Genomic DNA, 25,384 nt, shown 5'->3' on the forward strand with positions numbered 1-25,384 from the left:
TTATGCTACTGTTTTTCTATTTCTTCCTGATTTCATTAAGCCATCATAATGCTTATTCAATAAATAAGAATTAATCTGCTGCATGGTATCAATTGCTACCCCTACCATAATTATTAAAGAAGTTCCTCCAAAAAACAATGCCCAACCTTGCTGAACACCTATGGAAACAACTATTGCTGGAAAAACAGCAATCAATGCTAAAAATACAGATCCAGGTAGAGTTATTTGAGACATAATTCTATCTAAATACTCAGCAGTTTCACTTCCTGGTCTAATACCTGGAATAAAACCACCGCTTCTTTTTAAATCATCTGCCATCTTATTAGTAGGAACCGTAATTGCGGTATAGAAATAAGTAAATATAATAATTAACAATCCGAAAACAAGGTTATACCAAAATCCGAATATATTATTAAATTCTGCTGTTATACCCTGTGCGGTTTCAGAATCTGAAAGACCTGCAACTGCAGAAGGAATAAACATAATAGCTTGCGCAAAAATGATTGGCATTACCCCAGAAGCATTAAGCTTTAATGGAATAAATTGCCTAGCACCACCAAACACATTTTTCTCATAACCTCCAGTAGCATTTCTTCTTGCATACTGAACAGGTATTTGTCTTACTGCCATTACTAACATAACAGAAGCAAAAATAATAGCAAACCAGATAAATAATTCAATAAGAATCATAATAAGACCACCGTTTGCATCAGCTCCAGATACTCTTGATATCCATTCTTGAACAAATGACTGAGGAAGTCTAGCAATAATCCCTACCATAATTAATAAAGAAATACCATTACCTATACCTTTTTCTGTAATTCTTTCACCTAACCACATAGCGAAAATACACCCTGTAGTTAAAATGATTACTGAAGAAGCCACAAAACTTATTGAATCTCCTAAAAGAAAAGCACTATCCGGTAAGGTTCCGTAAAGGTTATAAATATAACCAGGACCCTGAACTAAAGTAATAGCAATAGTTAACCATCTTGTAATTTGGTTAATTTTCTTTCTACCACTTTCCCCTTCTTTTTGAAGTTTTTGAAGATATGGAACAGCAATACCCATTAACTGCACTACAATAGATGCAGAAATATAAGGCATTATTCCTAATGCAAAAATTGAGGCATTAGAGAAAGCACCCCCTGTAAATGCGTTTAGCAAACCTAATAGACCATCTTCAGTCTGGTTTGCTAAACTTGATAATTGTGATGCATCAATACCCGGAAGTACTATCTGAGTACCAAAACGATATACCAATAGAAGACCTAAAGTAATCAATATACGATTCTTTAGCTCTTCTATTTTCCAAACGTTTTTTATTGTTTCAATAAATTTCATTATAGAATATTATAAGGTTACAGCTTCCCCACCAGCAGCTTCAATAGCTGCTTTAGCAGATGCAGTGAACTTGTGAGCAGTAACTTTAAGCTTAGCTTTAAGCTCTCCTCTTCCTAAAATTTTAACCAATTCTGTCTTTGTAGCTAATCTATTATCTACTAAAGTTTGAAAGTCTACAGTATCAGAAATTTTACCGTTATCTACTAACTTTTGAAGAGTATCTAGGTTTACTGCTTGATATTCCTTACGATTTCTGTTATTGAAACCAAATTTAGGAACTCTTCTTTGAAGTGGCATTTGTCCACCTTCAAATCCGATTTTCTTAGAATATCCTGAACGAGATTTAGCCCCTTTATGCCCACGTGTAGAAGTACCACCTTTACCAGATCCTTGACCTCTACCAATACGTTTGCTGTTAGCTCGAACTGAACCTTTTGCAGGTTTTAAGTTATTTAATTCCATCGTATCGTTTATTTTGTTTCTTCAACAGAAACTAAATGTTTTACTTTATTTACCATTCCAAGGATATTTGGAGAATCATCATGTTCAACGGTTTGACCCATTTTTCTTAAGCCTAAAGCTTCCAATGTAAGCTTCTGGCTTTTGGTGCGATTGATAGCACTTTTTACCTTAGTAACTTTAATCTTTCCCATTTCCCTGAATTATTATCCGTTAAATACCTTGTCTAATGAAACACCACGTTGTTTAGCAACGGTCTCTGCACTTCTTAATTGCAATAATGCATCAAAAGTAGCTTTTACCACATTATGAGGGTTTGAAGAACCTTGGTTCTTAGATAGTACATCATGCACCCCTACAGCTTCTAATACAGCACGTATTGCACCACCGGCAATTACCCCTGTACCTGTTGCTGCTGGTAACAATAATACTCTTGCACCACCATATTTACCTTTTTGCTCGTGAGGTAAAGTTCCTTTATTTAAAGGAATTCTAACTAAATTCTTTTTTGCATCTTCTACAGCTTTAGCAATTGCTTCAGCTACCTCTTTTGACTTACCTAAACCGTGACCTACAACACCGTTTTCATCTCCAACTACAACAATAGCAGAAAAACCAAATGCTCTACCACCTTTAGTAACTTTTGTTACACGTTGTACTCCAACTAAACGATCTTTTAAATCTAATCCACTTGGTTTAACAAGCTCTACATTTTTATAATCTTGATACATAATCTTTTAGAATTTTAGCCCTCCTTCGCGAGCACCGTCTGCTAATGATTTAACTCTTCCGTGATATAAATATCCGCTTCTGTCGAACGAAATAACTTCTACTCCGGCTTCTTTTGCTTTTTCAGCGATAGCTTTACCTACAGCAACAGCTACCTCGCTTTTAGTTCCTTTATCGGTAACTTCTCTAGAAGAAGAAGCAGCGATTGTTTTACCACTAACATCATCTATTAACTGAGCATAAATTTCTTTATTACTTCTGAAAACAGAAAGACGTGGTCTGCTTGATGTACCCGTAATTGTCTTACGAATCCTTCTTCTAATTTTATCTCTTCTTTTTACTTTTGAAAATGCCATAATTACACTTTATTAAGCAGACTTACCTGCTTTTCTTCTAATTTGCTCACCTACGAATTTGATACCTTTTCCTTTGTATGGTTCTGGTCTACGGAAAGATCTAATCTTTGCTGCAACCTGACCTACTAATTGCTTGTCAAATGAAGTCAGTTTAATAATTGGGTTTTTCCCTTTTTCTGAAACTGTTTCAATTTTAACTTCTGGTGCCAAATCTATTACAATATTGTGAGAAAAACCAATAGCTAAATCTAACTTCTGACCTTGATTAGTTGCACGGTAACCCACACCTACTAATTCTAGCTCTTTAGTAAAACCATTTGATACTCCCTCAACCATATTTTGAATCAACGCTCTATATAAACCATGCTTGGCTTTGAAAGCTTTTTTATCAGAAGGTCTTTCAAGAATTACTTCGTTATCTTCAATCTTAATCTCGATATCGCTAAACTCTTGAGTTAATTCTCCTAATTTTCCTTTTACAGTAACGATCCCATCCTTAATAGTAACGGTTACGCCTTCTGGAATTGATACTGGACTTTTACCTATTCTTGACATGTTTTCGTCTTTTAAATTTTAGTAAACGTAGCAAAGAACTTCACCACCTACATTTTCTTTTCTAGCTTGCTTATCAGTCATTACTCCGTGAGAAGTAGAGATAATAGCAACTCCAAGACCATTTAATACACGCGGTAATTCACCTGCACCAGCATACTTTCGAAGTCCAGGCTTACTTATTCTTTGTATCTCTTTGATAACAGAGTCTTTAGTATCTTTATCATACTTAAGAGCTATTTTGATAGTACCTCTTGTACCCTCATCATCAAATTTATAACTAAGAATATATCCTTGATCGAATAATATTTTAGTGATTTGCTTTTTTAAATTAGAAGATGGTATTTCTACCACACGGTGACTTGCAGCCACCGCGTTTCTAATTCTAGTTAAATAATCTGCAATAGGATCTGTATTCATCTATTTTTGTTTGTGGTTGTGGTTTTCTATAATTAAAGAACCTTCAACCGATTAAAATTTTTACCAACTAGCTTTTTTAACTCCTGGAATTAATCCTTTATTAGCCATTTCTCTAAACATTACACGAGAAAGACCAAATTGTCTCATATACCCTTTTGGTCTACCTGTTAATTTACATCTGTTATGTAAACGTACAGGAGAAGAGTTTTTTGGCAATTTTTGTAATGCTTCGTAGTCTCCAGCTTCTTTTAAAGCTTCTCTCTTCGCAGCATACTTTTCTACCAATTTTTCTCTTTTTACCTCACGGGCTTTCATTGATTCTTTAGCCATAATTAATTCTTTTTAAAAGGTAATCCTAGTTCTGTTAACAATGATTTTGCTTCTTTATCTGTTTCTGCAGTAGTAACAAAAGTAATATCCATTCCAGAGATTTTGTTCACCTTATCGATATTAATTTCAGGAAAAATTATTTGCTCAGTTATACCTAAGTTATAATTTCCTCTACCATCAAATCCAGTAGCTTTAATCCCGTTAAAATCACGAACACGAGGAAGTGAAGCAGTGATTAAACGGTCTAAAAATTCATACATGCGATCTCCTCTTAACGTAACTTTTGCACCAATTGGCATCCCTTTACGTAATTTAAATGAAGCAACATCTTTTTTAGAGATAGTTGATACCGCTTTTTGACCAGTAATTGTAGTTAATTCATCTACAGCGTGATCAATAAGTTTTTTATCAGCTACAGCTGCACCTACACCTCTACTCAAAACTATTTTAGTAAGTTTTGGTACTTGCATCACATTCTCGTAACTAAATTCTTCGGTAAGAGCAGAAATGACCTTGTCTTTATACTCTTGTCTAAGTCTTGGTACGTAACTCATAATTAGATTACTTCATTAGATTTTTTAGAAAATCTCACTTTTTTATCTCCATCCATTTTAAGACCTACTCTAGTAGTCTGCCCATCCTTAGTTAACAAACTAAGGTTAGATATATGTATTGGAGCTTCTTTTTTCACAATTCCTCCTTGAGGGTTGGCTGCACTTGGCTTCTCATGTTTAGAAATCATGTTCACACCCTCAACAATTGCTTTATTCTTTTCAATAAATACTGTCTTCACCTTACCTTCTTGACCTTTATGGTCTCCAGCGATTACCTTTACAGTATCTCCTGATTTTATTTTAAGCTTTGCCATCTTTTGTGTATTAAAGCACCTCTGGTGCTAATGATACAATTTTCATAAATTGTCTATCACGAAGCTCACGAGCTACAGGACCAAAAACACGAGTTCCTCTCATTTCTCCTGCTGGGTTCAATAAAACACAAGCATTATCATCGAAACGAATATAAGAACCGTCAGGTCTGCGAACTTCTTTTTTGGTACGAACTACAACTGCAGTAGAAACAGCTCCTTTTTTAATGTTTCCATTAGGAGTTGCTTCTTTTACACTAACAACAATTTTGTCACCTACAGAAGCATATCTCTTCTTTGTACCACCTAATACTCTAATTGCTAAAACTTCTTTAGCACCAGTATTATCAGCTACTCTTAATCTAGATTCTTGTTGTACCATAATTACTTCGCTCTTTCAATTATTTCTACTAATCTCCAACTTTTAGTTTTACTTAAAGGTCTAGTCTCCATGATCTTTACAGTATCACCTTCGTTGCAGTCATTTTTCTCGTCGTGCGCTACATACTTTTTCGTTTTTAAAACGAATTTACCATACATAGGGTGTTTAATTTTCTTAACTTCTGAAACGACAATAGATTTCTCCATTTTGTTACTAGTTACTACACCTATACGCTCTTTTCTTAAGTTTCTTTTTTCCATCCTTACTCAGCAGAATTATTGTGTAATTCTCTTTTTCTCGATTCTGTCGCTAAACGCGCAATAGTCCTTCTTACAGTTCTTAACTGCGCAGGGTTATCTAAAGGCGTAATTACGTGAGCCATTCTTAAATCTGTTAAAGATTTAGATGCGTTAGCTAACTCTTCTTGTAATTCAGCTACTGATAATTTTTCTACTTCTGATTGTTTCATAATTTCCAAATTATTCTTGATAATCCCTTGCAACGATAAATTTAGTTCTTACCGGAAGTTTCTGAGCTGCTAAACGCAACGCTTCTTTAGCAGTTGCCAATGGCACACCACCTAATTCAAAAAGAATTCTTCCCGGCTTCACTACTGCTGCCCAATATTCTACATTACCCTTACCTTTACCCATACGAACCTCAAGAGGTTTTTTAGTAATAGGTTTGTCTGGGAAGATTTTGATCCAAAGAGATCCTTCCCTCTTCATATAACGAGTAGCAGCAATACGAGCGGCTTCAATTTGTCTCGCTGTAACAAAACTTGAATCTAAAGATTTGATTCCAAAAGTACCGTTAGATAATCTATGCCCTCTTTGAGCAAGACCTTTCATACGTCCCTTTTGCTGTTTTCTATATTTTGTTCTTTTAGGCTGTAACATTTCTCTTTCTTTAAAAAATTACTTTCTACGACGTGATTTGTTACCACCTCGTCCAGATCCAGATTTTCCTCCCTGCTTTTTAGATAAACCAACTAGCGGAGATAATTCTCTTTTTCCATAAACTTCACCTTTCATGATCCAAACTTTAACACCTAATCTACCATAAGTAGTATGTGCCTCAACTAAAGCATAATCAATATCAGCTCTAAATGTAGATAAAGGGATTCTACCATCTTTATAAGCTTCTGAACGTGCCATTTCAGCGCCATTTAAACGACCTGAAATCTGAATTTTAATTCCTTCAGCATTCATACGCATAGCAGCTGCAATAGCCATCTTAATTGCACGACGGTAAGAGATTCTATTCTCAATTTGTCTAGCAACACTTGCACCTACTAAATGAGCATCCAATTCAGGTCTTTTAATTTCAAAAATATTAACCTGAACTTCTTTACCTGTAATTTTCTTAAGCTCTTCTTTTAACTTGTCTACCTCCTGACCGCCTTTACCAATTATAATACCTGGTCTTGCAGTGGTGATAGTAACGGTTACAAGTTTAAGAGTACGCTCAATAATTACTCTAGATACACTCGCTTTTGAAAGACGAGCATGGATATACTTTCTAATCTTATCGTCTTCGGCTAATTTATCACCGTAGTCGTTACCTCCGTACCAGTTAGATTCCCATCCTCTAATGATACCAAGTCTATTTCCGATTGGATTTGTTTTTTGTCCCATACTACTTTCTAGCTTTGTGTATTATTTTTAGACCCTAAAACCAATGTAACATGGTTAGATCTTTTTCTTATCCTGTGTGCTCTACCTTGCGGAGCAGGTCTCAATCTCTTAAGCATTGCACCTCCATCCACACGGATTTCCTTAACAAATAACTCTGCATCTTCAACACTAGCATCTTCATTCTTCACTTGCCAGTTAGCAATTGCTGAAAGAAGAAGTTTTTCTAATCTCAAAGAAGCTTCTTTATTATTAAACTTAAGAATCTGAAGCGCTTTCTCTACACCTTCACCACGAACTAAATCTGCAACTAAACGCATTTTTCTTGGCGAAGTAGGGCAGTTATTCAGCTTGGCAAAAGCCACTTGCTTCTTAGCTTCTTTTATTTGCTCTGCTCTTTCTCTTTTACGAACTCCCATAGCTTCAATTATCTTTTACCTTTATTTTTAGCACCAGCATGCCCTCTAAAAGAACGAGTTGGTGAAAATTCTCCTAATTTATGACCTACCATATTCTCAGTAACATAAACAGGAATAAATTGTTTCCCATTATGAACTCCTATAGTTTGCCCAACAAAATCTGGAGTAATCATAGAAGCGCGAGACCAAGTTTTGATCACAGTTTTCTTACCAGACTCAACATTTTGAGCAACTTTCTTCTCTAATTTATAGTGAACGTAAGGTCCTTTTTTTAATGAACGTGCCATATCTTATTATTTCTTTCTACGTTCTACAATATACTTATTACTCGACTTAGTCTTAGAACGGGTTCTAAATCCTTTAGCAGGAAGACCTTTTCTTGATCTTGGATGACCTCCAGAAGAACGACCTTCACCACCTCCCATAGGGTGATCAACCGGGTTCATTACTACTGGTCTTGTTCTTGGCCTTCTACCTAACCAACGACTTCTACCTGCTTTACCAGACACAAGTAATTGATGATCACTATTAGAAATAGCACCGATAGTAGCCATACAATCTGCAAGAATCATTCTAGTTTCTCCAGAAGGAAGCTTCACAGTTGCATACTTACCCTCTCTAGCCATTAACTGAGCAAAAGCACCAGCACTACGAGCCATAACAGCACCTTGACCTGGACGCAATTCTATACAAGAAATAACTGTACCTAAAGGTATCTGAGATAAAGGCATTGCATTACCTATTTCCGTAGGAACATTTGAAGTTCCAGAAACCAAATTCTGCCCAACTTGTAATCCATTTTGCGCAACCACATATCTTTTCTCACCATCTTGATAATTCAATAAAGCAATAAAAGCTGTACGGTTTGGATCATACTCAATACTAGCCACTGTTCCAGGAACACCCTGCTTATCTCTTTTAAAATCGATAATACGGTAACGTTTCTTATGACCACCACCTAAGTAGCGCATAGTCATTTTACCCTGACTGTTTCTACCACCAGATCGTTTTTTCGGAGCTAATAAACTCTTCTCCGGCTTATCAGTTGTAATAGCGTCATAACCATTAACAACTCTAAAACGCTGACCAGGTGTGATTGGTTTTAATTTTCTTACTGACATTTTTTAATCTTAAAGATTAGCATATAAATCAATTGTTTCACCTTCCGCCAACTGTACAATTGCCTTTTTAAAAGCACTTGTTTTACCAGTTACGATTCCCGTTTTTGTATAACGAGTTCTTCGATCTGGACGGACATTCATCGTGCGAACTTTCTGTACTGAAACGCCATAAGCAGACTCAACTGCATCTTTAATTTCAATCTTGTTCGACTTATTATTCACTACAAACGAATAACGATTATTTACCTCACTATCGTTAGTAGCTTTTTCTGTAATAATAGGTTTTATTAAGATACTCATAACGTTTATTTACTCAAGTTCGATTCAATTCCTTCTAAAGAGCTCTCTAAAAATACTATATTATTCGCATTAAGAATTTTATAAGTACTTAATTCTGAAGATGTTACCACTTCAGCAGCCTTTAAATTACGTGATGACAAATATACATTATTATTTGACTCTCCCAACACAAATAGAGATTTTTTCCCCTCAATACCAAGGTCTTGCAATAATGTGATGAAATTTTTAGTTTTTGCAGAGTCGAAATTTAAACTATCTACTACTAAAATTTCACTGTTTTTTGCTTTTTGACTTAGTGCAGATTTTCTTGCAAGCCTCTTTAAACCTTTATTTAATTTAAAGCTGTAGTTTCTTGGTCTTGGACCAAAAACTCTACCTCCACCTTTAAAAATAGGAGATTTAATACTACCTGCACGAGCTGTACCTGTACCCTTTTGCTTTTTAATCTTACGAGTACTTCCAGTAATTTCTGCACGCTCTTTAGCCTTGTGAGTACCTTGACGCTGATTAGCTAAATATTGTTTAACATCTAAATAAATAGCATGCTCATTAGGCTCTACTCCAAAAACAGAATCAGAAAGAGTAACCTTTCTACCTGTTTCTTTTCCTTTAATATCTAATACTGCTACTTCCATTACTTCTGAATGATTACATAAGCGTTTTTATGGCCAGGAACACATCCTTTAACCACAAGTAGATTTTTATCTGCTACTACTTTTAACACTTTAAGGTTTTGTACTTTTACTTTATCGCCACCCATTCTTCCTGCCATACGCATTCCTTTGAATACTCTTGCAGGGTAAGATGCCGCACCAATTGAACCAGGAGCTCTTAAACGGTTATGTTGACCGTGAGTTGCTTGACCAACACCACCAAAGCCGTGTCTTTTTACAACTCCCTGAAAACCCTTACCTTTAGAAGTACCTGAAACATCTACAAATTCACCTTCTTGAAAATGCTCAGCAGTAACTTCATCTCCTAATTTCAATTCTGTTTTAAATCCTTGAAATTCAACAACACGACGCTTTCCAACAGTACCAGCTTTTTTAAAGTGACCTTTTTCGGCACTAGTAGTACTCTTTTCTGTCTTGTCATCGAAACCAAGTTGAATTGCTTCATACCCGTCAACCTCTTTGGTTCTGACTTGGGTAACTACGCATGGCCCAGCTTGAATAACGGTACAAGGGATGTTTTTCCCGTTCTCGTCGAAAATGCTGGTCATTCCGATTTTTTTTCCTATTAACCCAGACATAATAATTATTAATTAAAAATTTATTTAAAAAATTCAGGGCACGAAAATACATCCTGCCCTGAATATACTTTCCATTTTTCCCTCGCTCGAAGCTCAGGACATGTTTTTCTAAGAAATTTTCTTAGAAGATATACTTAAACCTTTATCTCTACCTCTACTCCACTTGGTAATTCAAGCTTCATTAACGCATCAATAGTCTTTGATGATGAGCTATAAATATCAAGTAATCTTTTATAAGAACTTAACTGAAATTGCTCTCTAGACTTTTTGTTAACGTGAGGAGAACGAAGTACTGTAAAAATCTTTTTATGAGTTGGTAATGGAATTGGACCCGTAACCACTGCTCCAGTAGTCTTTACAGTTTTTACAATCTTCTCAGCAGACTTGTCTACTAAATTATGATCGTAAGACTTTAATTTTATTCTAATTTTTTGACTCATTTTCCTTATTTTATTCGTTAGCTGCCCCTTTAGATGCTTTAATCACTTCTGCCGCAATGTTAGAAGGAGTTTCAGCATAATGAGAAAATTCCATTGTAGATGTTGCTCTACCAGAAGATAATGTTCTTAATGTAGTAACATAACCAAACATTTCTGATAATGGCACTTCAGACTTAACAACTTTAGCACCAGATCTATCCGACATACCACTTACTTGACCTCTTCTTCTATTTAAATCACCAACAACGTCACCCATATTTTCTTCAGGAGTAACCACTTCATTCTTCATAATAGGCTCTAGGATAATTGCTCCAGCAGCTTTAGCAGCAGACTTGAATCCCATTTTTGCAGCCAACTCAAAAGATAATTGATCTGAATCTACCGGGTGAAATGACCCATCTTTCAAAACAACCTTAAGTGTATCTACTTTAAATCCTGCTAATGGACCATTCTTCATAGCTTCTTCGAAACCTTTCTGAACAGAAGGAACAAATTCTTTTGGAATTCTACCCCCTTTAATCTCATCAACAAACTGAAGACCTTCACCTTCAAAATCTTCATCTACAGGCCCCATCTCAAAAACAATATCAGCAAACTTACCACGTCCACCAGATTGCTTTTTATAAACTTCTCTATGTTGAGCAGTTTTAGTAACAGCCTCTTTATATTCTACTTGAGGCTCACCTTCGTTCACCTCTACTTTAAATTCTCTCTTTAGACGATCTACCAAGATTTCAATATGAAGCTCTCCCATTCCAGAAATAATAGTCTGTCCTGAAACTTCATCTGTCTTAACTTGGAAAGTTGGATCTTCTTCTGCTAATTTAGCTAAAGCCATACCCATCTTATCTACATCTGCTTTAGTTTTTGGCTCAACCGCTACCCCGATTACCGGTGCAGGGAAAGACATTGACTCTAAAACAATAGGATGATCTAAATCTGTTAAAGTATCTCCAGTTTTAATATCTTTAAAACCAACTGCAGCTCCAATATCTCCAGCTTCAATTCTATCTATAGGCTCCTGCTTATTAGAGTGCATCTGATACATTCTAGAAATACGCTCTTTTTTACCAGAACGATTATTTAAAACATAAGAACCAGCCTCTAAACTACCTGAATAAGTTCTAAAAAATGCTAAACGACCAACAAAAGGATCTGTTGCAATTTTAAAAGCTAAAGACGAAAAAGGAGAATCAACATTTGGCTTACGAGATTCCTCTTCACCAGTGTTTGGATTAGTACCAATAATCGCATCTACATCTACAGGAGAAGGTAAATAACGCATTACAGCATCTAACATTGCTTGAACACCTTTGTTTTTAAAAGCGGAACCACACATCATAGGTATAATAGACATATCTATAGTAGCAGCTCTTAAAGCAGCAATAATCTCATCTTCTGAAATAGAATTTTCATCTTCAAAAAACTTCTCCATTAAAGCTTCATCGTACTCAGCAACAGCCTCTACAAGCTGAGCTCTATACATATCTACATCTTCTTTTAAATCCTCAGGAATAGCAATTTCCTCATAAGTCATCCCGTGATCATCTTCATTCCAAATAATTGCTTTTTTAGAAATCAAATCAACCACACCTTTAAAGTCCATCTCTTCTCCAATAGGAACCTGTAAAGGAACTGGATTACCACCCAACATTTCTTTCACCTGCTTACACACATTAAAGAAATCTGAACCTTGACGATCCATTTTATTTACAAAACCTAAACGAGGAACTCTATATTTATCTGCTTGTCTCCAAACAGTTTCTGATTGCGGCTCAACACCATCTACAGCACTAAACAAAGCAACAACACCATCAAGAACACGCAAAGAACGCTCTACCTCTACTGTAAAATCAACGTGACCAGGAGTATCGATAATGTTAACGATATATTCTTGATCTCTATAAAGCCAAGTACAATGCGTTGCCGCTGAAGTAATTGTAATACCTCTTTCTTGCTCTTGCTCCATCCAGTCCATAGTAGCAGCACCATCATGCACCTCTCCTATTTTATGACTGATACCTGTATAATAAAGTATACGCTCTGTCGTTGTTGTTTTACCAGCATCAATATGAGCAGCAATACCTATATTTCTTGTGAATTTTAAATCTCTTTGTGCCATTATATTTAGAATCTAAAATGTGAGAATGCTTTATTCGCTTCTGCCATTCTATGAGTATCAACTCTTTTCTTAACAGCAGCACCTTCTTCTTTAGCAGCAGATAAAATTTCTGCAGCTAACTTACTAGCCATAGATTTTTCATTTCTTTTTCTAGAAAAAGAAATCAACCACTTCATAGCCGTTGAAACCTTTCTATCTGGCCTAATTTGCATTGGGATCTGAAATGTAGCACCCCCAACTCTTCTACTTCTTACTTCAACGTGAGGCATCACATTAGACAAAGCATCTTTCCATACTTCTAATGCAGTTTTCTCTTCGTCTTGCTTTTTTTCCTCTACAATATCCATTGCGTCATAAAATATCTTAAACGCGATAGATTTTTTACCATCCCACATCATCATATTAACAAATCTAGTCACTAACTGATCGTTAAATTTTGGATCCGGTAAAAGAGGTCTTTTTTTAGCCTGTCTTTTTCTCATTTCTTCTTTTTAAAAGTTCTTTAATTTACTTTTTAGGGCGCTTTGCTCCATACTTAGATCTACGTTGAGTTCTGCCTTCTACACCAGCGGTGTCTAAAGCCCCTCTTACGATGTGATATCTAACACCTGGCAAATCTTTTACCCTTCCACCTCTAACCAATACTATCGAGTGCTCTTGTAAATTGTGACCTTCACCAGGGATATATGCATTTACCTCTTTACCATTTGTTAACCTTACCCTTGCTACTTTACGCATAGCAGAGTTAGGTTTCTTAGGCGTAGTAGTATAAACACGCGTACAAACCCCTCTTCTTTGAGGACACGAATCTAAAGCAGCCGATTTACTCTTCTTGGTTATTTTGGCTCTTCCTTTTCGTACTAATTGTGAAATTGTTGGCATAAAACTTATTACAACTAATTAATTAAAATTTAATATACCCTATTTTTAGGGTTTGCAAATTTAGAAAATTATTTCAACTATTCAAATTATAATTCATTAATTTTCAATAACATTAAAAATACAATTGATTAAATGCAAGAAAAAAATACTTTTACGTTCTCATAAATAAAAGCACACATCAAAAACCATAAGCAAATACTAATCTTCCTTCTCCTCTGTGGGTTTTACTACCCTACAACTGGACAAAATCTTTATTTAAAAATAAAAACAAGCAAAGAAACCAACCAACCCCAAATTGACTCCACCAAATACGAAAAAATTCACACTAACCTCTTATCCCTAGAAAAACAAGTTGAATTAACACTAGACAAGTTTAAAAAGAAAGGATTTATAGACGTAAAAATATCCAGCAAAACAAATAAAAAAGACTCATTATATATATATGTAATTCAACTAAACGAAAAAATAGAATTTATAGAAATTAAAATTAAAGACTTTATTAGAAAAAGAATAAAGAACTCTAACAAAAATTCAATTACAATTCCGTACACAGAAATAGAAAGTTTTTTAAACAAAACAAATGAAGAGCTAGCAAACAACGGAAATCCGTTTAACTCAATACATCTCTACAATATTAAAAGAAAAGGAAACAAACTTTTCGCAGAGTTAAAAACAAACACCACTAAAGAAAGATATTTAGATAAAATAATAACAAAAGGTTATGAAGATTTCCCAAGAAGTTACTTAAAAAACTTCTTAAGATTAAAAACTAATAAATTATTCAGTAAAGAAGAAATTGACAAGAAAATAACCAACATCACAGATATAGATTTCACGAACCAAATTAGAGAACCTGAAGTTCTATTCACTAAAGACTCCACTATACTATATTTATACCTAGAAAAACAAAACAGTAATAGCTTTGACGGATTTCTAGGATTTTCTAACAGCGAAGAATCAAACAAAGTAAGTATAAACGGGTATTTAAACCTAACCTTAAAAAATAATCTGAATTACGGAGAATCATTGGAAATTGAATATAAAAATAGTGGTGAAGATTACTCCCTATTTAAAGCACAAGCAACACTACCTTTTATATTTAATACTCCACTGAATATTGAAACCAGCATAAGCCTAACAAAACAAGATAGTACATTTATAAAAAATAAACAAACAGCAGGCTTAAGTTTTTGGGCCACCACAAAAACCAAAGCAAGCATCAATTATCAAACAGAAACATCCAACTATCTTTTAACCCAAAACACAACCGACATCACCAACTACCAAGATTATGAGAAAAAATCCATTAACACAGAAATACTTTACACAAAAAAAAGCTCAATTACTTTATTCAAAAATCAGACTTCAATAAAAGCAGCTATATCGGTTTCTGAAAGAGAAATAGAAAACAAAACCACCAAACAACAAGAAATAAGTTTAGAATTTGAAAAAAACTTTAAACTAAATAACAGAAGTCATATTTACATAGCTAACCAATCTAAAATACTTCTCTCTAAGAATTATTTAGACAATGAATTATACTGGATTGGAGGAATAAATTCTATAAGAGGCTTTGAAGAAAACAGCCTAACGTCTAATAAGTATGCAATTTTTAACACAGAATACAGGTACATTTTAGATAACAACCTCTACACCAACACGGTTTTTGACTTTGGAAGAATAGAAAATGAAAACCAAAACCAAAAAAACAACGTATATGCAATTGGATTCGGATTAGGTTTAAAAACAAAAAACGGACTACTAAAATTGATTTTTGCCAACGGAAAAACCAACAATCAAAACTTCGATTTTAATAACACAAAAGCTCACTTAAGCTTAACAACAATCTTTTAACAAAAGCTCGAAATTCTTAACTTTAACTTAATTAAAACACAAAATTTAGCGCAAAATAGTTGTGTAATTAACTTTTAATTAGGATTTTTGGCACTGGCTAATTCAAATAAATTATAAAATGAGAACAAAGTTTAGTGGAATACTAACGCTATTACTGGCGTTTGTCGTGCAAGTTACGTTTGCACAAGAAAAAACAGTATCCGGTACGGTTACCGACGATGAAGGTCTACCGCTCCCTGGAGTAAATGTTATTATTGAAGGATCGTCATCAGGCACACAATCAGATTTTGATGGTAACTATTCTATTTCTACTGAAGTAGGACAAAAAATTACTTTTAGCTATGTTGGTTTTGAACCACAAAGCATCACCGTTGGTAGTTCAAACACTTACAACATTACATTTAAACAAGCTTCAGAACTTGATGAAGTAATAGTAACTGCCTACAAAACAACAACTAAAAGAAAAAGTTCTGCAGCAGTAACAACTATTTCTGCAGAATCTCTTGAAGACAGACCTAACGCATCTTTAGTACAAAGTATACAAGGACAAGTAGCAGGTCTTAATATTTCTACAAGTAGCGGACAACCTGGAGCTAACAGTGTTGTAATTTTAAGAGGTGTTGGATCTATAAATGGTAACGTAGAGCCATTATTTATTCTTGATGGAGTACCAGTAGACGAAGACAATTTTAGAAGTATTAACCCTAATGATATTGCAAGTGTCTCCGTATTAAAAGATGCATCTGCTACATCTATTTATGGTAACAGAGGTGCTAATGGAGTTATTATTATCACTACTAAATCTGGTAAATTTAACGACAAAATGACTATTAGATATTCTGCTCAATACGGTGTATCTGAACTACAAGATTTAAATATTGATCTAATGAATAGTAGAGAAAAATTATATTTTCAAAAATCATTAGGTCAAGGTACGGGCGCAGGTTTATCTGACGCTGAAATTGATGCATTAGCTTCATCAACCAACACATATTGGCAAGATGTTTTCTTTAGAACTGGGACAACTAATAGCCAAAACTTAAGTATTAGTTCTGGATCTGAAAACACAACAAACCTAACCTCTTTAGGTTATTTTAAACAAGAGGGTACTTATATTGCCTCTGACCTACAAAGATTTAGCTTTAGAAATAAATTTACAGGAAAATCATCTGACAATAAATTTCATTATACAGCAAATATTAATGCTAACTTTTCTCAATCTAACTTCGATGATGGTGAAGGTAGTAGATCTATCTACTTCAATCCTTACATGGCAGCATTACAAAGTTTACCTTTCTTAAGTCCATACGATTCAGACGGAAATACAACTACAACTGGAGGAATTGCTTATGGTGATATTACTGGTATTACTGCAGATTTAGCTCCTTATGTATTATTAAACTCTGCAGCTTTAAATACTAACAGAGATGAAGAAATTAAAGTTATCGGTAGTTTAAGTGCAGATTATAGTTTCGCTAAAGGTTGGATGGTTAAAAATACTTTTGGTGTAGATTACACAAGTGTTTCTAATAACGAAATTCTACATCCTAACAGTATCCTAGGGCCTTTCCAGGCAAACGCTAGTGCAGATTTCGGAGGCCTAGAAAGAAACTCTATATATAGAGATGCTAGATTTACAAACACTTTTAACGTAGGCTACAATACAACAATAGATAAACATAGCATTGGTGTAAATGCATATACTGAATATATTAAATCTCATTATTGGTCTATCGGTTATGAGCAGAGAGGTTTAGACCCTAAATCTGTTGGAACTGGAGCTGCTTTTGTAGATGGTAACATTTCCGAAGTTTTAGATGACGGAACAGAGATAACACCTTATGTTCCTACCCTTTCTAAAACTAACTTAGAAACTGGATTATTTTCGTATTTTGCAACTGTAACGTATGACTACGACGACAAATATGGTTTTGATGCTTCTATCAGACGGGATGCTTCGTCTAGATTTATTGATGAAAATAAATGGGGTACTTTTTATTCTGTAAGTGGTAGATGGAATATAGATCAAGAATCTTTTATGGAAAACACTGCATTTAACTTATTAAAACTTAGAGCCTCTTACGGAACAGCTGGTAACGATAGAATTTTAGGTGGGTATTACTCAGGTCTTAATTTAACTCAAAACTTGTATACTTTCACAGATAGTTATAATAGTTCAAGTGCCTATGTTCCTAGTGTAATTGCAAACACAACTTTACAATGGGAAACTACAGCTCAATTTAATGTTGGGATAGATTATGCTTTGTGGAATAACAAGCTTTCTGGTAACTTAGATGTATACGAAAAGAAAACTACAGATTTATTCCAGAGTTCACCAATTTCTTTAATTAATGGTACTGGAGACATAGATTCTAATATTGGTTCTATGAGAAACCGTGGAGTCGAAGCTTTTGTTAAATATAATATATTCCAAAACGAAGATTGGAGTTTTTCTGTAAGCGCAAATGCTTCTTATAACAAAAACGAAATTTTAGAATTAGCTGGAGCTGATGAAAATGGTGTCATTTTTGAAGGTGGGGCTACTGCTTTAGGAGAAGGAGAAGCTTTTGGCTCTTTTTACACAGTAGAATATGCTGGTGTTAACCCTGCTAATGGTAATCCATTATTTGTAGATGCCAATGGAGATCTTACAGAAACTTTACAAGATGCAGACAGAAAATTTAGTGATAAATCTATCTATCCTGTTTGGTCTGGTGGTTTTGGCGCACAAGTTTCTTATAAATCTTTCTATTTAAGTAATCAATGGGTATGGTTTGCAGATATTTATAGAAACAACTTAGATTTAGCAGATTTAGAAAGTAACTCAAACATTACAGATAGAAATAGTGCCGCATCTTTATTAAACGCTTGGACACAACCTGGTGACATTACCAGTATTCCTAGAATGAACGGTCAATACTCAGGTGTAGATTATCTTAACACATCTGATAGATATGTAGAAGATGTATCTTATTTAAGACTAAGAAATATTCAGTTAGGATATACATTCACTCCAGAAATACTTAAAAACACACCTTTTTCAAATGTGAATATTTATGTACAAGGAGAGAACTTATTAACATTCAGTAAGTGGCAAGGATGGGATCCAGATGGAGGTTTTGCTCAAACAGCATCTTCTGCCTACCCAACTCCTAAAATATACACTTTTGGATTAAATGTTAAATTCTAAAAAAATGAAAATGAAAAGAACAAAATATTTAGCAATTGCAGCAATGTCTATTTTCTCACTATATTCTTGTAGTGATGCCTCAGATATTGTACAAGATGGGATAATCTCTCAAAACAATGTTTGGGAAACATTAGACGACTTAGAATTAGGGCTTAACGGTGTTTATGCCGCATATAATTTTGAAGCCGATATTGATTTTAATGCTACCTTCACAGATAACATTAAAAGAGGTGTAGATAATAACGGCCAAGGACAAAGCCTATATAACTTTGTATTAATTCCAGGAACATCAGAAGCTTCAAGTATTTACTCAGGTAGATACTATGGAATAAATACTGCAAATAGAGTTTTAAACGGTATTGAAGAATTAGAATTTACAGAAGCAACTGATATAGCACAAGAAAATAATATTAAAGCTCAAGTGCTAACGCTTAGAGCAATGTATCATTTCGACTTATTTCTTTATTACACAGAAGACTACTCAGACCTAACAAGTCTTGCTATACCAATTGTAGATTATGTACCTACTATTGATGCTCAACCAGAAAGAAATACTGTTCAAGAAGTTTTAGCTTTTATTAAAAATGATCTTCAAGAAGCTTCAGAATTAATTAGTAATTCTATTGGTAGTAACTTCTATATTAATAGTAATACTATTGCTGCAGTACAAGCAAAAGTAGCAATGATAGAAGGAGATTATGATACTGTAATAAGTTTAACTGATGACTTACTTGCAGATTACCCTTTATCTGATCAAACCGAGTATGAAGAAATGTTCACAGATCTTGCAGAAGGTGAATCTATCTTTACTCTTGCTAGAAATATAGATGACTCTCAAGTTGCAGCTTTATTTTACTTTAACACTGTGGAATTAGCAGGTAATCCTTACCTAGAAATTTCTAATGGTTTATATAACGAGTTAAGTACAAATGATGTTAGATATGACGTACTTGTACATCCAGAATCTCAATATGTAGCGCAGGACTCTCCCGACAACATATTGCTAATTAACAAATATCCTGGTGATGAAGAACCATTAGTAAATGACATTAAACTTATCAGATCTAGTGAAATGCTTTTATTAAATGCAGAAGCAAAGGCAAGATCTAATGATTTAGCTGGTGCTGCTCAGTATGTAAAAGATCTTAGAGATGCAAGATTTGGAAGTGCTCAAGCCCTACCTTCTTACAGTACATTAGAAGAAGCTCTTACTGATATCTTAGCGGAAAGAAGAATAGAATTTGCATTCGAAGGAAAAAGATATTTAGATCTTAAAAGAATTGGTGCAGACATTAACAGAGGTGTTGTAAGAAATGCTACAGATTGTGCAAGTTTTAGTGCAGCGTGTGGTTTACCACGTTCTAGCTATAAATTTACCTTACCTATACCTCAATTAGAGTTAAATGCTAACTCTAATATTACTCAAAATACAGGTTATTAATATATTTTATTTTATAATTATGAAAAAATATAATCTTTTAAAAACAGCCGTGCTTTTTTTCTCTGTTTTTTCTATTCTATCTTGTGAAGATGCCGAAGAAACTATTTATGAAGGAAACACTAACGATCAAGCTTTTATAGGTTTTAGTGAAGAAACTTATAATTTAGAAATTGAAATTGACGCAGAAGGGACTTTAATTATTCCTATAGAAAGTAGCGCTGTAAGATCTACAGACAGAACTTTTAATGTTAATGTAATTACCGAATCTACTACTGCAGCAGATAACACTTACGATTTACCTTCTACTGTAACTATTCCTGCTAATGAATATATTGGTTATCTAGAAATTACAGGTTTTGATAACGATGTTGAAACTGATACTGAATTTTTAACTATTGAACTAACTGGTATAAATGAAACAGAAGCTACCGGATTTACAGTTGCAGAAATTAGTGTATATCAGGTTTGTCCTGTTCCATCAGATTTCTTAATTGGAGAGTATTCAATTTCTGATAATTCAGCTACAATCGGACCTAATAATGATTTTACTAATTTTGGACCAGCTACAGTAACTATTTCTCAAGGAACAACCAATACATCTAGAGTTTTTAGTACAGATGTATTTCCTGGAATTGGTACTTCTAATGAGATCGTACTTTCTTTAGTTTGTAACTCAATAGTATTCTCTAGTGAAGTAGACACAAATGTTTACTGTACAGAAGGCACAAATATTATATTTTCTAATGCTACATCTGGAGGCTTTATTAATAGCACTTACGATATAGAAAACAATGGAGATGATACAATAGAAGTAAACTATACAGAAGATCTTAATGGCTCTTGTGGAGGCCCATTCTCAAGTTCATTTATTCTTACTAAAATTTAAAACTAAAACGATGAATAAATTATATTTATATACACTATTTGTATTTTCATTTATAACGTTAGTATCATGTGATATTAACAATCCGAATGAAGATAAATTTGAAGACGATCCTGAAAGCGGATGGATATATTTTGAGAGAGGAACTACTTCTGTTCCTTATTCAGAAACGGCTACTATACCTTTAACTTTAACTGCACCAGTAAACTTAAATGGGTTAGATGTAACATATATGGTAGAAGCTGTAGATAATTCTTCTGTTGTACCTGCTTCTGTTGTAGGAACATTTACACAAGAAGACGCTATTATTGAAGGAGAGTTAGAAGGCTCATTAGATATTAATCTTTCAGACATAGAAGAAGGTGTATGTTACGAAATTAAAGTAACAATATTAGATACAAATAATGGTAGTGTAGACGTAGGTTTAGACCAAAACGAAGAAGAAGGAGCTACGGTATATCTAACAGAGCATTATCTAAGTACTGGTGTTTTCCCAGATGAATTTAATGGTGTTTCTTATTATAATGAAGATCCAATATATTCTTTTCAACCAACTTTAACTCCGGTTGAAGGAGAAGATAATGTTTATGAAATTGACACTGCTTGGGGAGTAGATTTTCTACCTACGTTAAGCTCTAGTTTAGATGCTTTACCTTACCCTGCAACTTTGACAATTAACAATGACGGTTCTGTATTAATTGAAGGTTCTGCAGATTATGCAACTGGTGGAGAAGGTTACTATAATGCTTGTGACCAAACGATAACCTATACGTTAACTCAGTCTTATTTAACTGACAATACGATTACCTTTGATGTAATTCTTACAGGAATATAATTAAAGTCGTATAACCTAAACAATAGCTGTACTTCTTACAGCTATTGTTTTTTATATAAAATTTAAAATGAAAAAAAAATATCCCAAAACCCTCACATTTATAGGTTGTGCACTTCTAAGTTCTATTACATTTGGTCAAATTAATGACAAGGAAGTTGTTCTAAGGAAAACTAACATATCGGAATTAAACCGATTGGAAACTCAATTTATTGAAAAATCTACAGAGAAAAGGAATAAATTGTTAAAATTGGCTGAAAAAAATAATTGGCCTATCACAATAAAAAACTATGAAACAGGGACATTAAGGCAATTATATGATGTAACTGAAAACAACACTCCTGTTTATAGAGCAACTTATAATGAAAATGCAGCAGAATCTACTAGAACTAATTACTTACACTCAAATGGAGGTTTAGGGCTTAACCTTGATGGTCAAAACATGTTACTCGGTGTTTGGGATGGAGGTGTTGTACTTGAAGATCATGTCGAATTTACAGATGGTCCTTTTAGTAATGACTCTAGAGTTACTAATAAAGATAATGCAACAATAGAATACCACGCAACACACGTAGCAGGAACTCTAGTTGCTAGAGGTGCCGACAATGATGCTAAAGGAATGGCACCTAGTGCTTTATTAAATGCTTATGATTGGAATAGCGATGAAAGTGAAGTAACTTCTGAAATAACAACTAATGGATTATTAATATCTAATCATTCATATGGTGTTCCAATTTTTGATGACGATGGTACTCAGCAAATTCCTAGCTCTTGGCCTGGTAAATATAGATCTGATGCTAGATCATGGGATATAATTCATTACAATGCTCCATATTATTTACAAGTTGTATCTGCAGGAAATGAAGGTGCAACAAGCTATAGTGGTGCATTAATATCAGGTAAAGACAAACTTGTTAATGAAAAAAATAGTAAAAATAACCTTGTAATTGCAAATGCTCAAGATGCTCAAATAGATACAAATGGTAATCTTCTAAATGTTGCTATTAATGCAAGTAGTAGCCAAGGTCCAACAGATGACAGAAGAATAAAACCAGATATAGCTGGTAATGGAACAGGAGTATATTCTACATCTAATACCGGAATACAAAATTATGGTCAGTCTACAGGAACATCAATGTCATCTCCTAATGTAGCAGGATCATTAATACTGCTTCAACAACATTACCACAATTTAAATAATAGCTATATGAGGTCTGCAACTCTAAAAGGTGTTGCTTTACATACAGCTGATGATGCTGGTAGAACAGGGCCTGACGAAGTTTTTGGTTGGGGTTTATTAAATGCTAAAAAAGCAGCCGAAACTATATCTGGACAAGATGCTATAATTGAAGAATTAACGTTAACCCAGGGCCAGACTTACACAAAAACTGTTACTGCTACAGGATTGGAGGCCTTAAAAGCATCTATTACCTGGACAGATTACCCTGGTAATACTGCCGATAATGTAGAAAACTCATCTACTGCAGTTTTAATAAACGATTTAGATATTAGAATTACAAGAAATAATGAAACTTATTTCCCTTGGAAGTTAGACTTTTTTAGCCCAGATTCAGATGCTGTTAAAGGAGATAACACGGTAGATAATGTAGAAAGAGTTGATATAGAGTCTCCAGTTGCTAGTGCATCATATACTATTACTATAACTCACAAAAATACTTTACAATCATCTTCTCAAGATTATTCATTAATTATTACAGGTACTTCTTCAAGTTTAAGTATAAACAATAATGAAGTTGCTGATAGCGCTATAAATATATGGCCTAATCCAACAAACGACTTATTGAATATTTCTACAACAAGTAATATTAATTTTGAAGATTATAACATTAACATTTATGATCTTCAAGGAAGAATAGTTGTAAAGAACATAACTACAGAAACTGTAGATATTTCTAATCTTAATGCTGGTTTGTATATTATAAACTTTAGCAATGGTCAAAATTCAATTCAAAAGAAAATTATTAAAGAATAATTGATAAATATTACAATTGAAAAAAGGGTAGCAAATTGCTACCCTTTTTTTTTATATTTTTGCCAAATGGAAACATCAGAAATTTACGGGATACAACCCACACTAGAAGCTCTAAAATCTAAACAAACAATTGAGAAAATTTTTGTTCAGAAGAATATTCAAAATGATGGGCTTAAAGAAATACAATCTATAGCTAAAGATAATAACATACAATTATCTTATGTACCAATTGAAAAATTAAATAAGCTTAGCAAAAACGAGAACCACCAAGGAGTTTTTGCTAAAATATCTCCTATTGCCTATGTAGGTATAGAAGAACTTTTGGAGTCTACTTTAGCTAAAAAAGAAAATCCTTTTTTTATTATTTTAGATGAGCTAACAGATGTAAGAAATGTAGGTGCTATTATTAGAACAGCAGAATGTACTGGTGTAGATGGAATTATTACTCTTAAACAAGGTGGCGCTGCTATAAACGAGCAAACTGTAAAAACTTCTACTGGTGCTATCTTTAATATTCCTATTTGTAAGGTAGATCATATTAAAGATGCATTATTTTATATGGATAGTTATAATATACAAACCATAGCTGCTTCAGAAAAAACAGACCAGAAGATTTATGATGTAAATTTAAAAAAAGCATCTGCATTAATTATGGGAAGTGAAGGAAAAGGGGTTTCTAAAAGTGCTCTAAAAATGGCTAAGGTAAAAGCAAAATTGCCAATGTTGGGCTCCACTTCTTCTTTAAATGTTTCTGTGGCTTGCGGTGCAATATTGTATGAAATGGTTAGACAGAGAATTAATTAATTTTCTGTCTTAGTTTCTTTTTTGAATACGTAATGAAATGTAATACCATCGTTACTAGTATTATCTACTGTATTACCTTCTGTTATATCCATTTCTGAGCTAGGTACAAAGTTTCCATTCTCATCAAAGTGTTTCATAAAAGCATCATTTTCTTCAGTGTAGCTTTCTTTTTCCCATTCATATTTTTTAGATTCATACACAACTTCATCTTTATAAACAAAAGCTAGTATTAATCCTACTAGAAAACCTGAGAGGTGACCCTCCCAAGAAATTCCTGGTACTCCTGGTAATACTCCCCAAACTAAACTACCGTAGATAAAAACTATAATTAAAGAAAGTGCCATTAGCCTATAATACCTAGACCAAATTCCCTTAAAAAATAAAAAACTAGCGAGTACATAAATTAAACCACTGGCACCAATATGGTAAGTACCCTCCTGCCCTATTAACCAAGTTAGCAAGCCAGAACCCAAAATACCAAAAGCAATTATTTTGTAAGATAATTGGTTATAAAAATAAAATAATGCTAAGCTTAGAAGAAAAAGCGGAAAAGTATTACTATATAAATGCTCTATATTACCGTGAATAAACGGAGAAAACAAAACACCACGTAATCCTATAAATGAATGTGGTTCTACTCCAAAACTATTAAAAAAGAAATTAAATTTAAATTCAAACCAGTAAACTAACCAAATACTTAATACCATGACTAGAGGCATTACAAGAACATTTAGTTTAGGTTTTAATAAGTGTGCTTCTGTATTCATAAAACAATCTAAA

General features: G+C 33.8%; 33 protein-coding genes. 7 read left to right on the forward strand and 26 right to left on the reverse strand.

Annotated elements, in window-relative coordinates; genetic code table 11:
- The 25 genes from secY to rpsL form a co-directional block, all read right to left on the reverse strand.
- Nucleotides 1-1,344 (reverse strand): preprotein translocase subunit SecY, encoded by a 1,344-nt coding sequence (gene secY / locus BUC03_RS02410; RefSeq protein WP_073147852.1) that lies wholly within the window; start codon nt 1,342-1,344, stop codon nt 1-3.
- 9 nt (nt 1,345-1,353) lie between these two features.
- Nucleotides 1,354-1,806 carry a 50S ribosomal protein L15 gene (gene rplO / locus BUC03_RS02415; RefSeq protein ID WP_073147854.1) on the reverse strand — a complete coding sequence of 151 codons (453 nt, stop codon included), beginning with the start codon at nt 1,804-1,806 and terminating at the stop codon, nt 1,354-1,356.
- Between the two features lie 8 nt (nt 1,807-1,814).
- Nucleotides 1,815-1,997 (reverse strand): 50S ribosomal protein L30, encoded by a 183-nt coding sequence (gene rpmD / locus BUC03_RS02420; protein ID WP_073147856.1) that lies wholly within the window; start codon nt 1,995-1,997, stop codon nt 1,815-1,817.
- A 12-nt stretch (nt 1,998-2,009) separates the two neighbouring features.
- Entirely contained in the window at nt 2,010-2,534 is a 525-nt protein-coding gene (rpsE, locus tag BUC03_RS02425) for a 30S ribosomal protein S5 (RefSeq protein ID WP_073147858.1), read from the reverse strand.
- Nucleotides 2,535-2,540: 6 nt separating this feature from the next.
- A complete protein-coding gene (gene rplR, locus BUC03_RS02430) occupies nt 2,541-2,888 on the reverse strand; it encodes a 50S ribosomal protein L18 (RefSeq protein ID WP_073147860.1) in 348 nt (115 codons plus the stop codon).
- 12 nt (nt 2,889-2,900) lie between these two features.
- Complete coding sequence (rplF, locus tag BUC03_RS02435; protein WP_073147862.1) at nt 2,901-3,443, reverse strand: 50S ribosomal protein L6; 543 nt, start codon at nt 3,441-3,443, stop codon at nt 2,901-2,903.
- An 18-nt stretch (nt 3,444-3,461) separates the two neighbouring features.
- Nucleotides 3,462-3,860 carry a 30S ribosomal protein S8 gene (gene rpsH / locus BUC03_RS02440; protein ID WP_073147864.1) on the reverse strand — a complete coding sequence of 133 codons (399 nt, stop codon included), beginning with the start codon at nt 3,858-3,860 and terminating at the stop codon, nt 3,462-3,464.
- A gap of 60 nt (nt 3,861-3,920) precedes the next feature.
- Nucleotides 3,921-4,190, reverse strand: coding sequence for a 30S ribosomal protein S14 (rpsN, locus tag BUC03_RS02445; RefSeq protein ID WP_073147866.1), 270 nt, complete (start codon nt 4,188-4,190; stop codon nt 3,921-3,923).
- A 2-nt stretch (nt 4,191-4,192) separates the two neighbouring features.
- Nucleotides 4,193-4,744, reverse strand: coding sequence for a 50S ribosomal protein L5 (gene rplE / locus BUC03_RS02450; protein ID WP_073147868.1), 552 nt, complete (start codon nt 4,742-4,744; stop codon nt 4,193-4,195).
- A 2-nt stretch (nt 4,745-4,746) separates the two neighbouring features.
- Nucleotides 4,747-5,058 carry a 50S ribosomal protein L24 gene (rplX, locus tag BUC03_RS02455; protein WP_073147869.1) on the reverse strand — a complete coding sequence of 104 codons (312 nt, stop codon included), beginning with the start codon at nt 5,056-5,058 and terminating at the stop codon, nt 4,747-4,749.
- Nucleotides 5,059-5,068: 10 nt separating this feature from the next.
- On the reverse strand, nt 5,069-5,437 hold the full coding sequence (gene rplN / locus BUC03_RS02460; protein WP_027885332.1) for a 50S ribosomal protein L14: 369 nt from the start codon (nt 5,435-5,437) through the stop codon (nt 5,069-5,071).
- 2 nt (nt 5,438-5,439) lie between these two features.
- A complete protein-coding gene (gene rpsQ / locus BUC03_RS02465; RefSeq protein ID WP_073147871.1) occupies nt 5,440-5,697 on the reverse strand; it encodes a 30S ribosomal protein S17 in 258 nt (85 codons plus the stop codon).
- Nucleotides 5,698-5,699: 2 nt separating this feature from the next.
- Nucleotides 5,700-5,906 carry a 50S ribosomal protein L29 gene (rpmC, locus tag BUC03_RS02470; protein WP_073148020.1) on the reverse strand — a complete coding sequence of 69 codons (207 nt, stop codon included), beginning with the start codon at nt 5,904-5,906 and terminating at the stop codon, nt 5,700-5,702.
- Nucleotides 5,907-5,916: 10 nt separating this feature from the next.
- Nucleotides 5,917-6,336 carry a 50S ribosomal protein L16 gene (gene rplP, locus BUC03_RS02475; RefSeq protein WP_073147873.1) on the reverse strand — a complete coding sequence of 140 codons (420 nt, stop codon included), beginning with the start codon at nt 6,334-6,336 and terminating at the stop codon, nt 5,917-5,919.
- An 18-nt stretch (nt 6,337-6,354) separates the two neighbouring features.
- Nucleotides 6,355-7,074 (reverse strand): 30S ribosomal protein S3, encoded by a 720-nt coding sequence (rpsC, locus tag BUC03_RS02480; protein ID WP_073147875.1) that lies wholly within the window; start codon nt 7,072-7,074, stop codon nt 6,355-6,357.
- An 8-nt stretch (nt 7,075-7,082) separates the two neighbouring features.
- The gene (rplV, locus tag BUC03_RS02485; RefSeq protein ID WP_073147877.1) at nt 7,083-7,490 is read right to left on the reverse strand and encodes a 50S ribosomal protein L22; all 408 of its coding nucleotides are present in this window, start codon (nt 7,488-7,490) and stop codon (nt 7,083-7,085) included.
- An 8-nt stretch (nt 7,491-7,498) separates the two neighbouring features.
- Complete coding sequence (gene rpsS / locus BUC03_RS02490; protein WP_073147879.1) at nt 7,499-7,777, reverse strand: 30S ribosomal protein S19; 279 nt, start codon at nt 7,775-7,777, stop codon at nt 7,499-7,501.
- Nucleotides 7,778-7,783: 6 nt separating this feature from the next.
- On the reverse strand, nt 7,784-8,611 hold the full coding sequence (gene rplB, locus BUC03_RS02495) for a 50S ribosomal protein L2 (RefSeq protein ID WP_073147881.1): 828 nt from the start codon (nt 8,609-8,611) through the stop codon (nt 7,784-7,786).
- 9 nt (nt 8,612-8,620) lie between these two features.
- Nucleotides 8,621-8,911 carry a 50S ribosomal protein L23 gene (gene rplW / locus BUC03_RS02500; protein ID WP_073147883.1) on the reverse strand — a complete coding sequence of 97 codons (291 nt, stop codon included), beginning with the start codon at nt 8,909-8,911 and terminating at the stop codon, nt 8,621-8,623.
- 5 nt (nt 8,912-8,916) lie between these two features.
- On the reverse strand, nt 8,917-9,546 hold the full coding sequence (gene rplD / locus BUC03_RS02505) for a 50S ribosomal protein L4 (RefSeq protein ID WP_073147885.1): 630 nt from the start codon (nt 9,544-9,546) through the stop codon (nt 8,917-8,919).
- Complete coding sequence (rplC, locus tag BUC03_RS02510; RefSeq protein ID WP_073147887.1) at nt 9,546-10,163, reverse strand: 50S ribosomal protein L3; 618 nt, start codon at nt 10,161-10,163, stop codon at nt 9,546-9,548. The genes rplD and rplC overlap by 1 nt, the downstream gene beginning before the upstream one ends.
- Nucleotides 10,164-10,297: 134 nt before the next feature.
- A complete protein-coding gene (gene rpsJ, locus BUC03_RS02515; protein ID WP_007094989.1) occupies nt 10,298-10,603 on the reverse strand; it encodes a 30S ribosomal protein S10 in 306 nt (101 codons plus the stop codon).
- A gap of 10 nt (nt 10,604-10,613) precedes the next feature.
- A complete protein-coding gene (gene fusA / locus BUC03_RS02520; protein WP_073147889.1) occupies nt 10,614-12,725 on the reverse strand; it encodes an elongation factor G in 2,112 nt (703 codons plus the stop codon).
- A gap of 5 nt (nt 12,726-12,730) precedes the next feature.
- Nucleotides 12,731-13,207 carry a 30S ribosomal protein S7 gene (gene rpsG, locus BUC03_RS02525; RefSeq protein WP_073147891.1) on the reverse strand — a complete coding sequence of 159 codons (477 nt, stop codon included), beginning with the start codon at nt 13,205-13,207 and terminating at the stop codon, nt 12,731-12,733.
- Nucleotides 13,208-13,232: 25 nt separating this feature from the next.
- On the reverse strand, nt 13,233-13,607 hold the full coding sequence (gene rpsL, locus BUC03_RS02530) for a 30S ribosomal protein S12 (RefSeq protein WP_010230128.1): 375 nt from the start codon (nt 13,605-13,607) through the stop codon (nt 13,233-13,235).
- A gap of 1,026 nt (nt 13,608-14,633) precedes the next feature.
- Between rpsL and BUC03_RS15055 the strand changes: the two genes are divergently transcribed.
- From BUC03_RS15055 to rlmB, 7 genes are all read left to right on the forward strand, one after another.
- Nucleotides 14,634-15,461, forward strand: coding sequence for a BamA/TamA family outer membrane protein (locus tag BUC03_RS15055; RefSeq protein WP_084112749.1), 828 nt, complete (start codon nt 14,634-14,636; stop codon nt 15,459-15,461).
- A gap of 118 nt (nt 15,462-15,579) precedes the next feature.
- A complete protein-coding gene (locus tag BUC03_RS02540; RefSeq protein WP_073147895.1) occupies nt 15,580-18,651 on the forward strand; it encodes a SusC/RagA family TonB-linked outer membrane protein in 3,072 nt (1,023 codons plus the stop codon).
- Nucleotides 18,652-18,661: 10 nt separating this feature from the next.
- Nucleotides 18,662-20,092, forward strand: coding sequence for a RagB/SusD family nutrient uptake outer membrane protein (locus BUC03_RS02545; RefSeq protein WP_159432689.1), 1,431 nt, complete (start codon nt 18,662-18,664; stop codon nt 20,090-20,092).
- Between the two features lie 19 nt (nt 20,093-20,111).
- A complete protein-coding gene (locus BUC03_RS02550; protein ID WP_143159123.1) occupies nt 20,112-20,978 on the forward strand; it encodes a DUF4843 domain-containing protein in 867 nt (288 codons plus the stop codon).
- A 10-nt stretch (nt 20,979-20,988) separates the two neighbouring features.
- Complete coding sequence (locus BUC03_RS02555; protein WP_073147901.1) at nt 20,989-21,810, forward strand: hypothetical protein; 822 nt, start codon at nt 20,989-20,991, stop codon at nt 21,808-21,810.
- A gap of 247 nt (nt 21,811-22,057) precedes the next feature.
- Nucleotides 22,058-23,800, forward strand: coding sequence for a S8 family serine peptidase (locus BUC03_RS02560; RefSeq protein ID WP_159432690.1), 1,743 nt, complete (start codon nt 22,058-22,060; stop codon nt 23,798-23,800).
- Nucleotides 23,801-23,866: 66 nt separating this feature from the next.
- A complete protein-coding gene (gene rlmB / locus BUC03_RS02565; RefSeq protein WP_073147905.1) occupies nt 23,867-24,604 on the forward strand; it encodes a 23S rRNA (guanosine(2251)-2'-O)-methyltransferase RlmB in 738 nt (245 codons plus the stop codon).
- Here the strand turns inward: rlmB and BUC03_RS02570 are convergent.
- Nucleotides 24,601-25,371, reverse strand: a complete 771-nt coding sequence (locus BUC03_RS02570; RefSeq protein WP_073147907.1) for a rhomboid family intramembrane serine protease — start codon at nt 25,369-25,371, stop codon at nt 24,601-24,603. The genes rlmB and BUC03_RS02570 overlap by 4 nt on opposite strands.
- Nucleotides 25,372-25,384: the final 13 nt, after the last annotated feature.

It is taken from the genome of Mesonia phycicola (assembly GCF_900141885.1).
Taxonomy (GTDB): domain Bacteria; phylum Bacteroidota; class Bacteroidia; order Flavobacteriales; family Flavobacteriaceae; genus Mesonia; species Mesonia phycicola.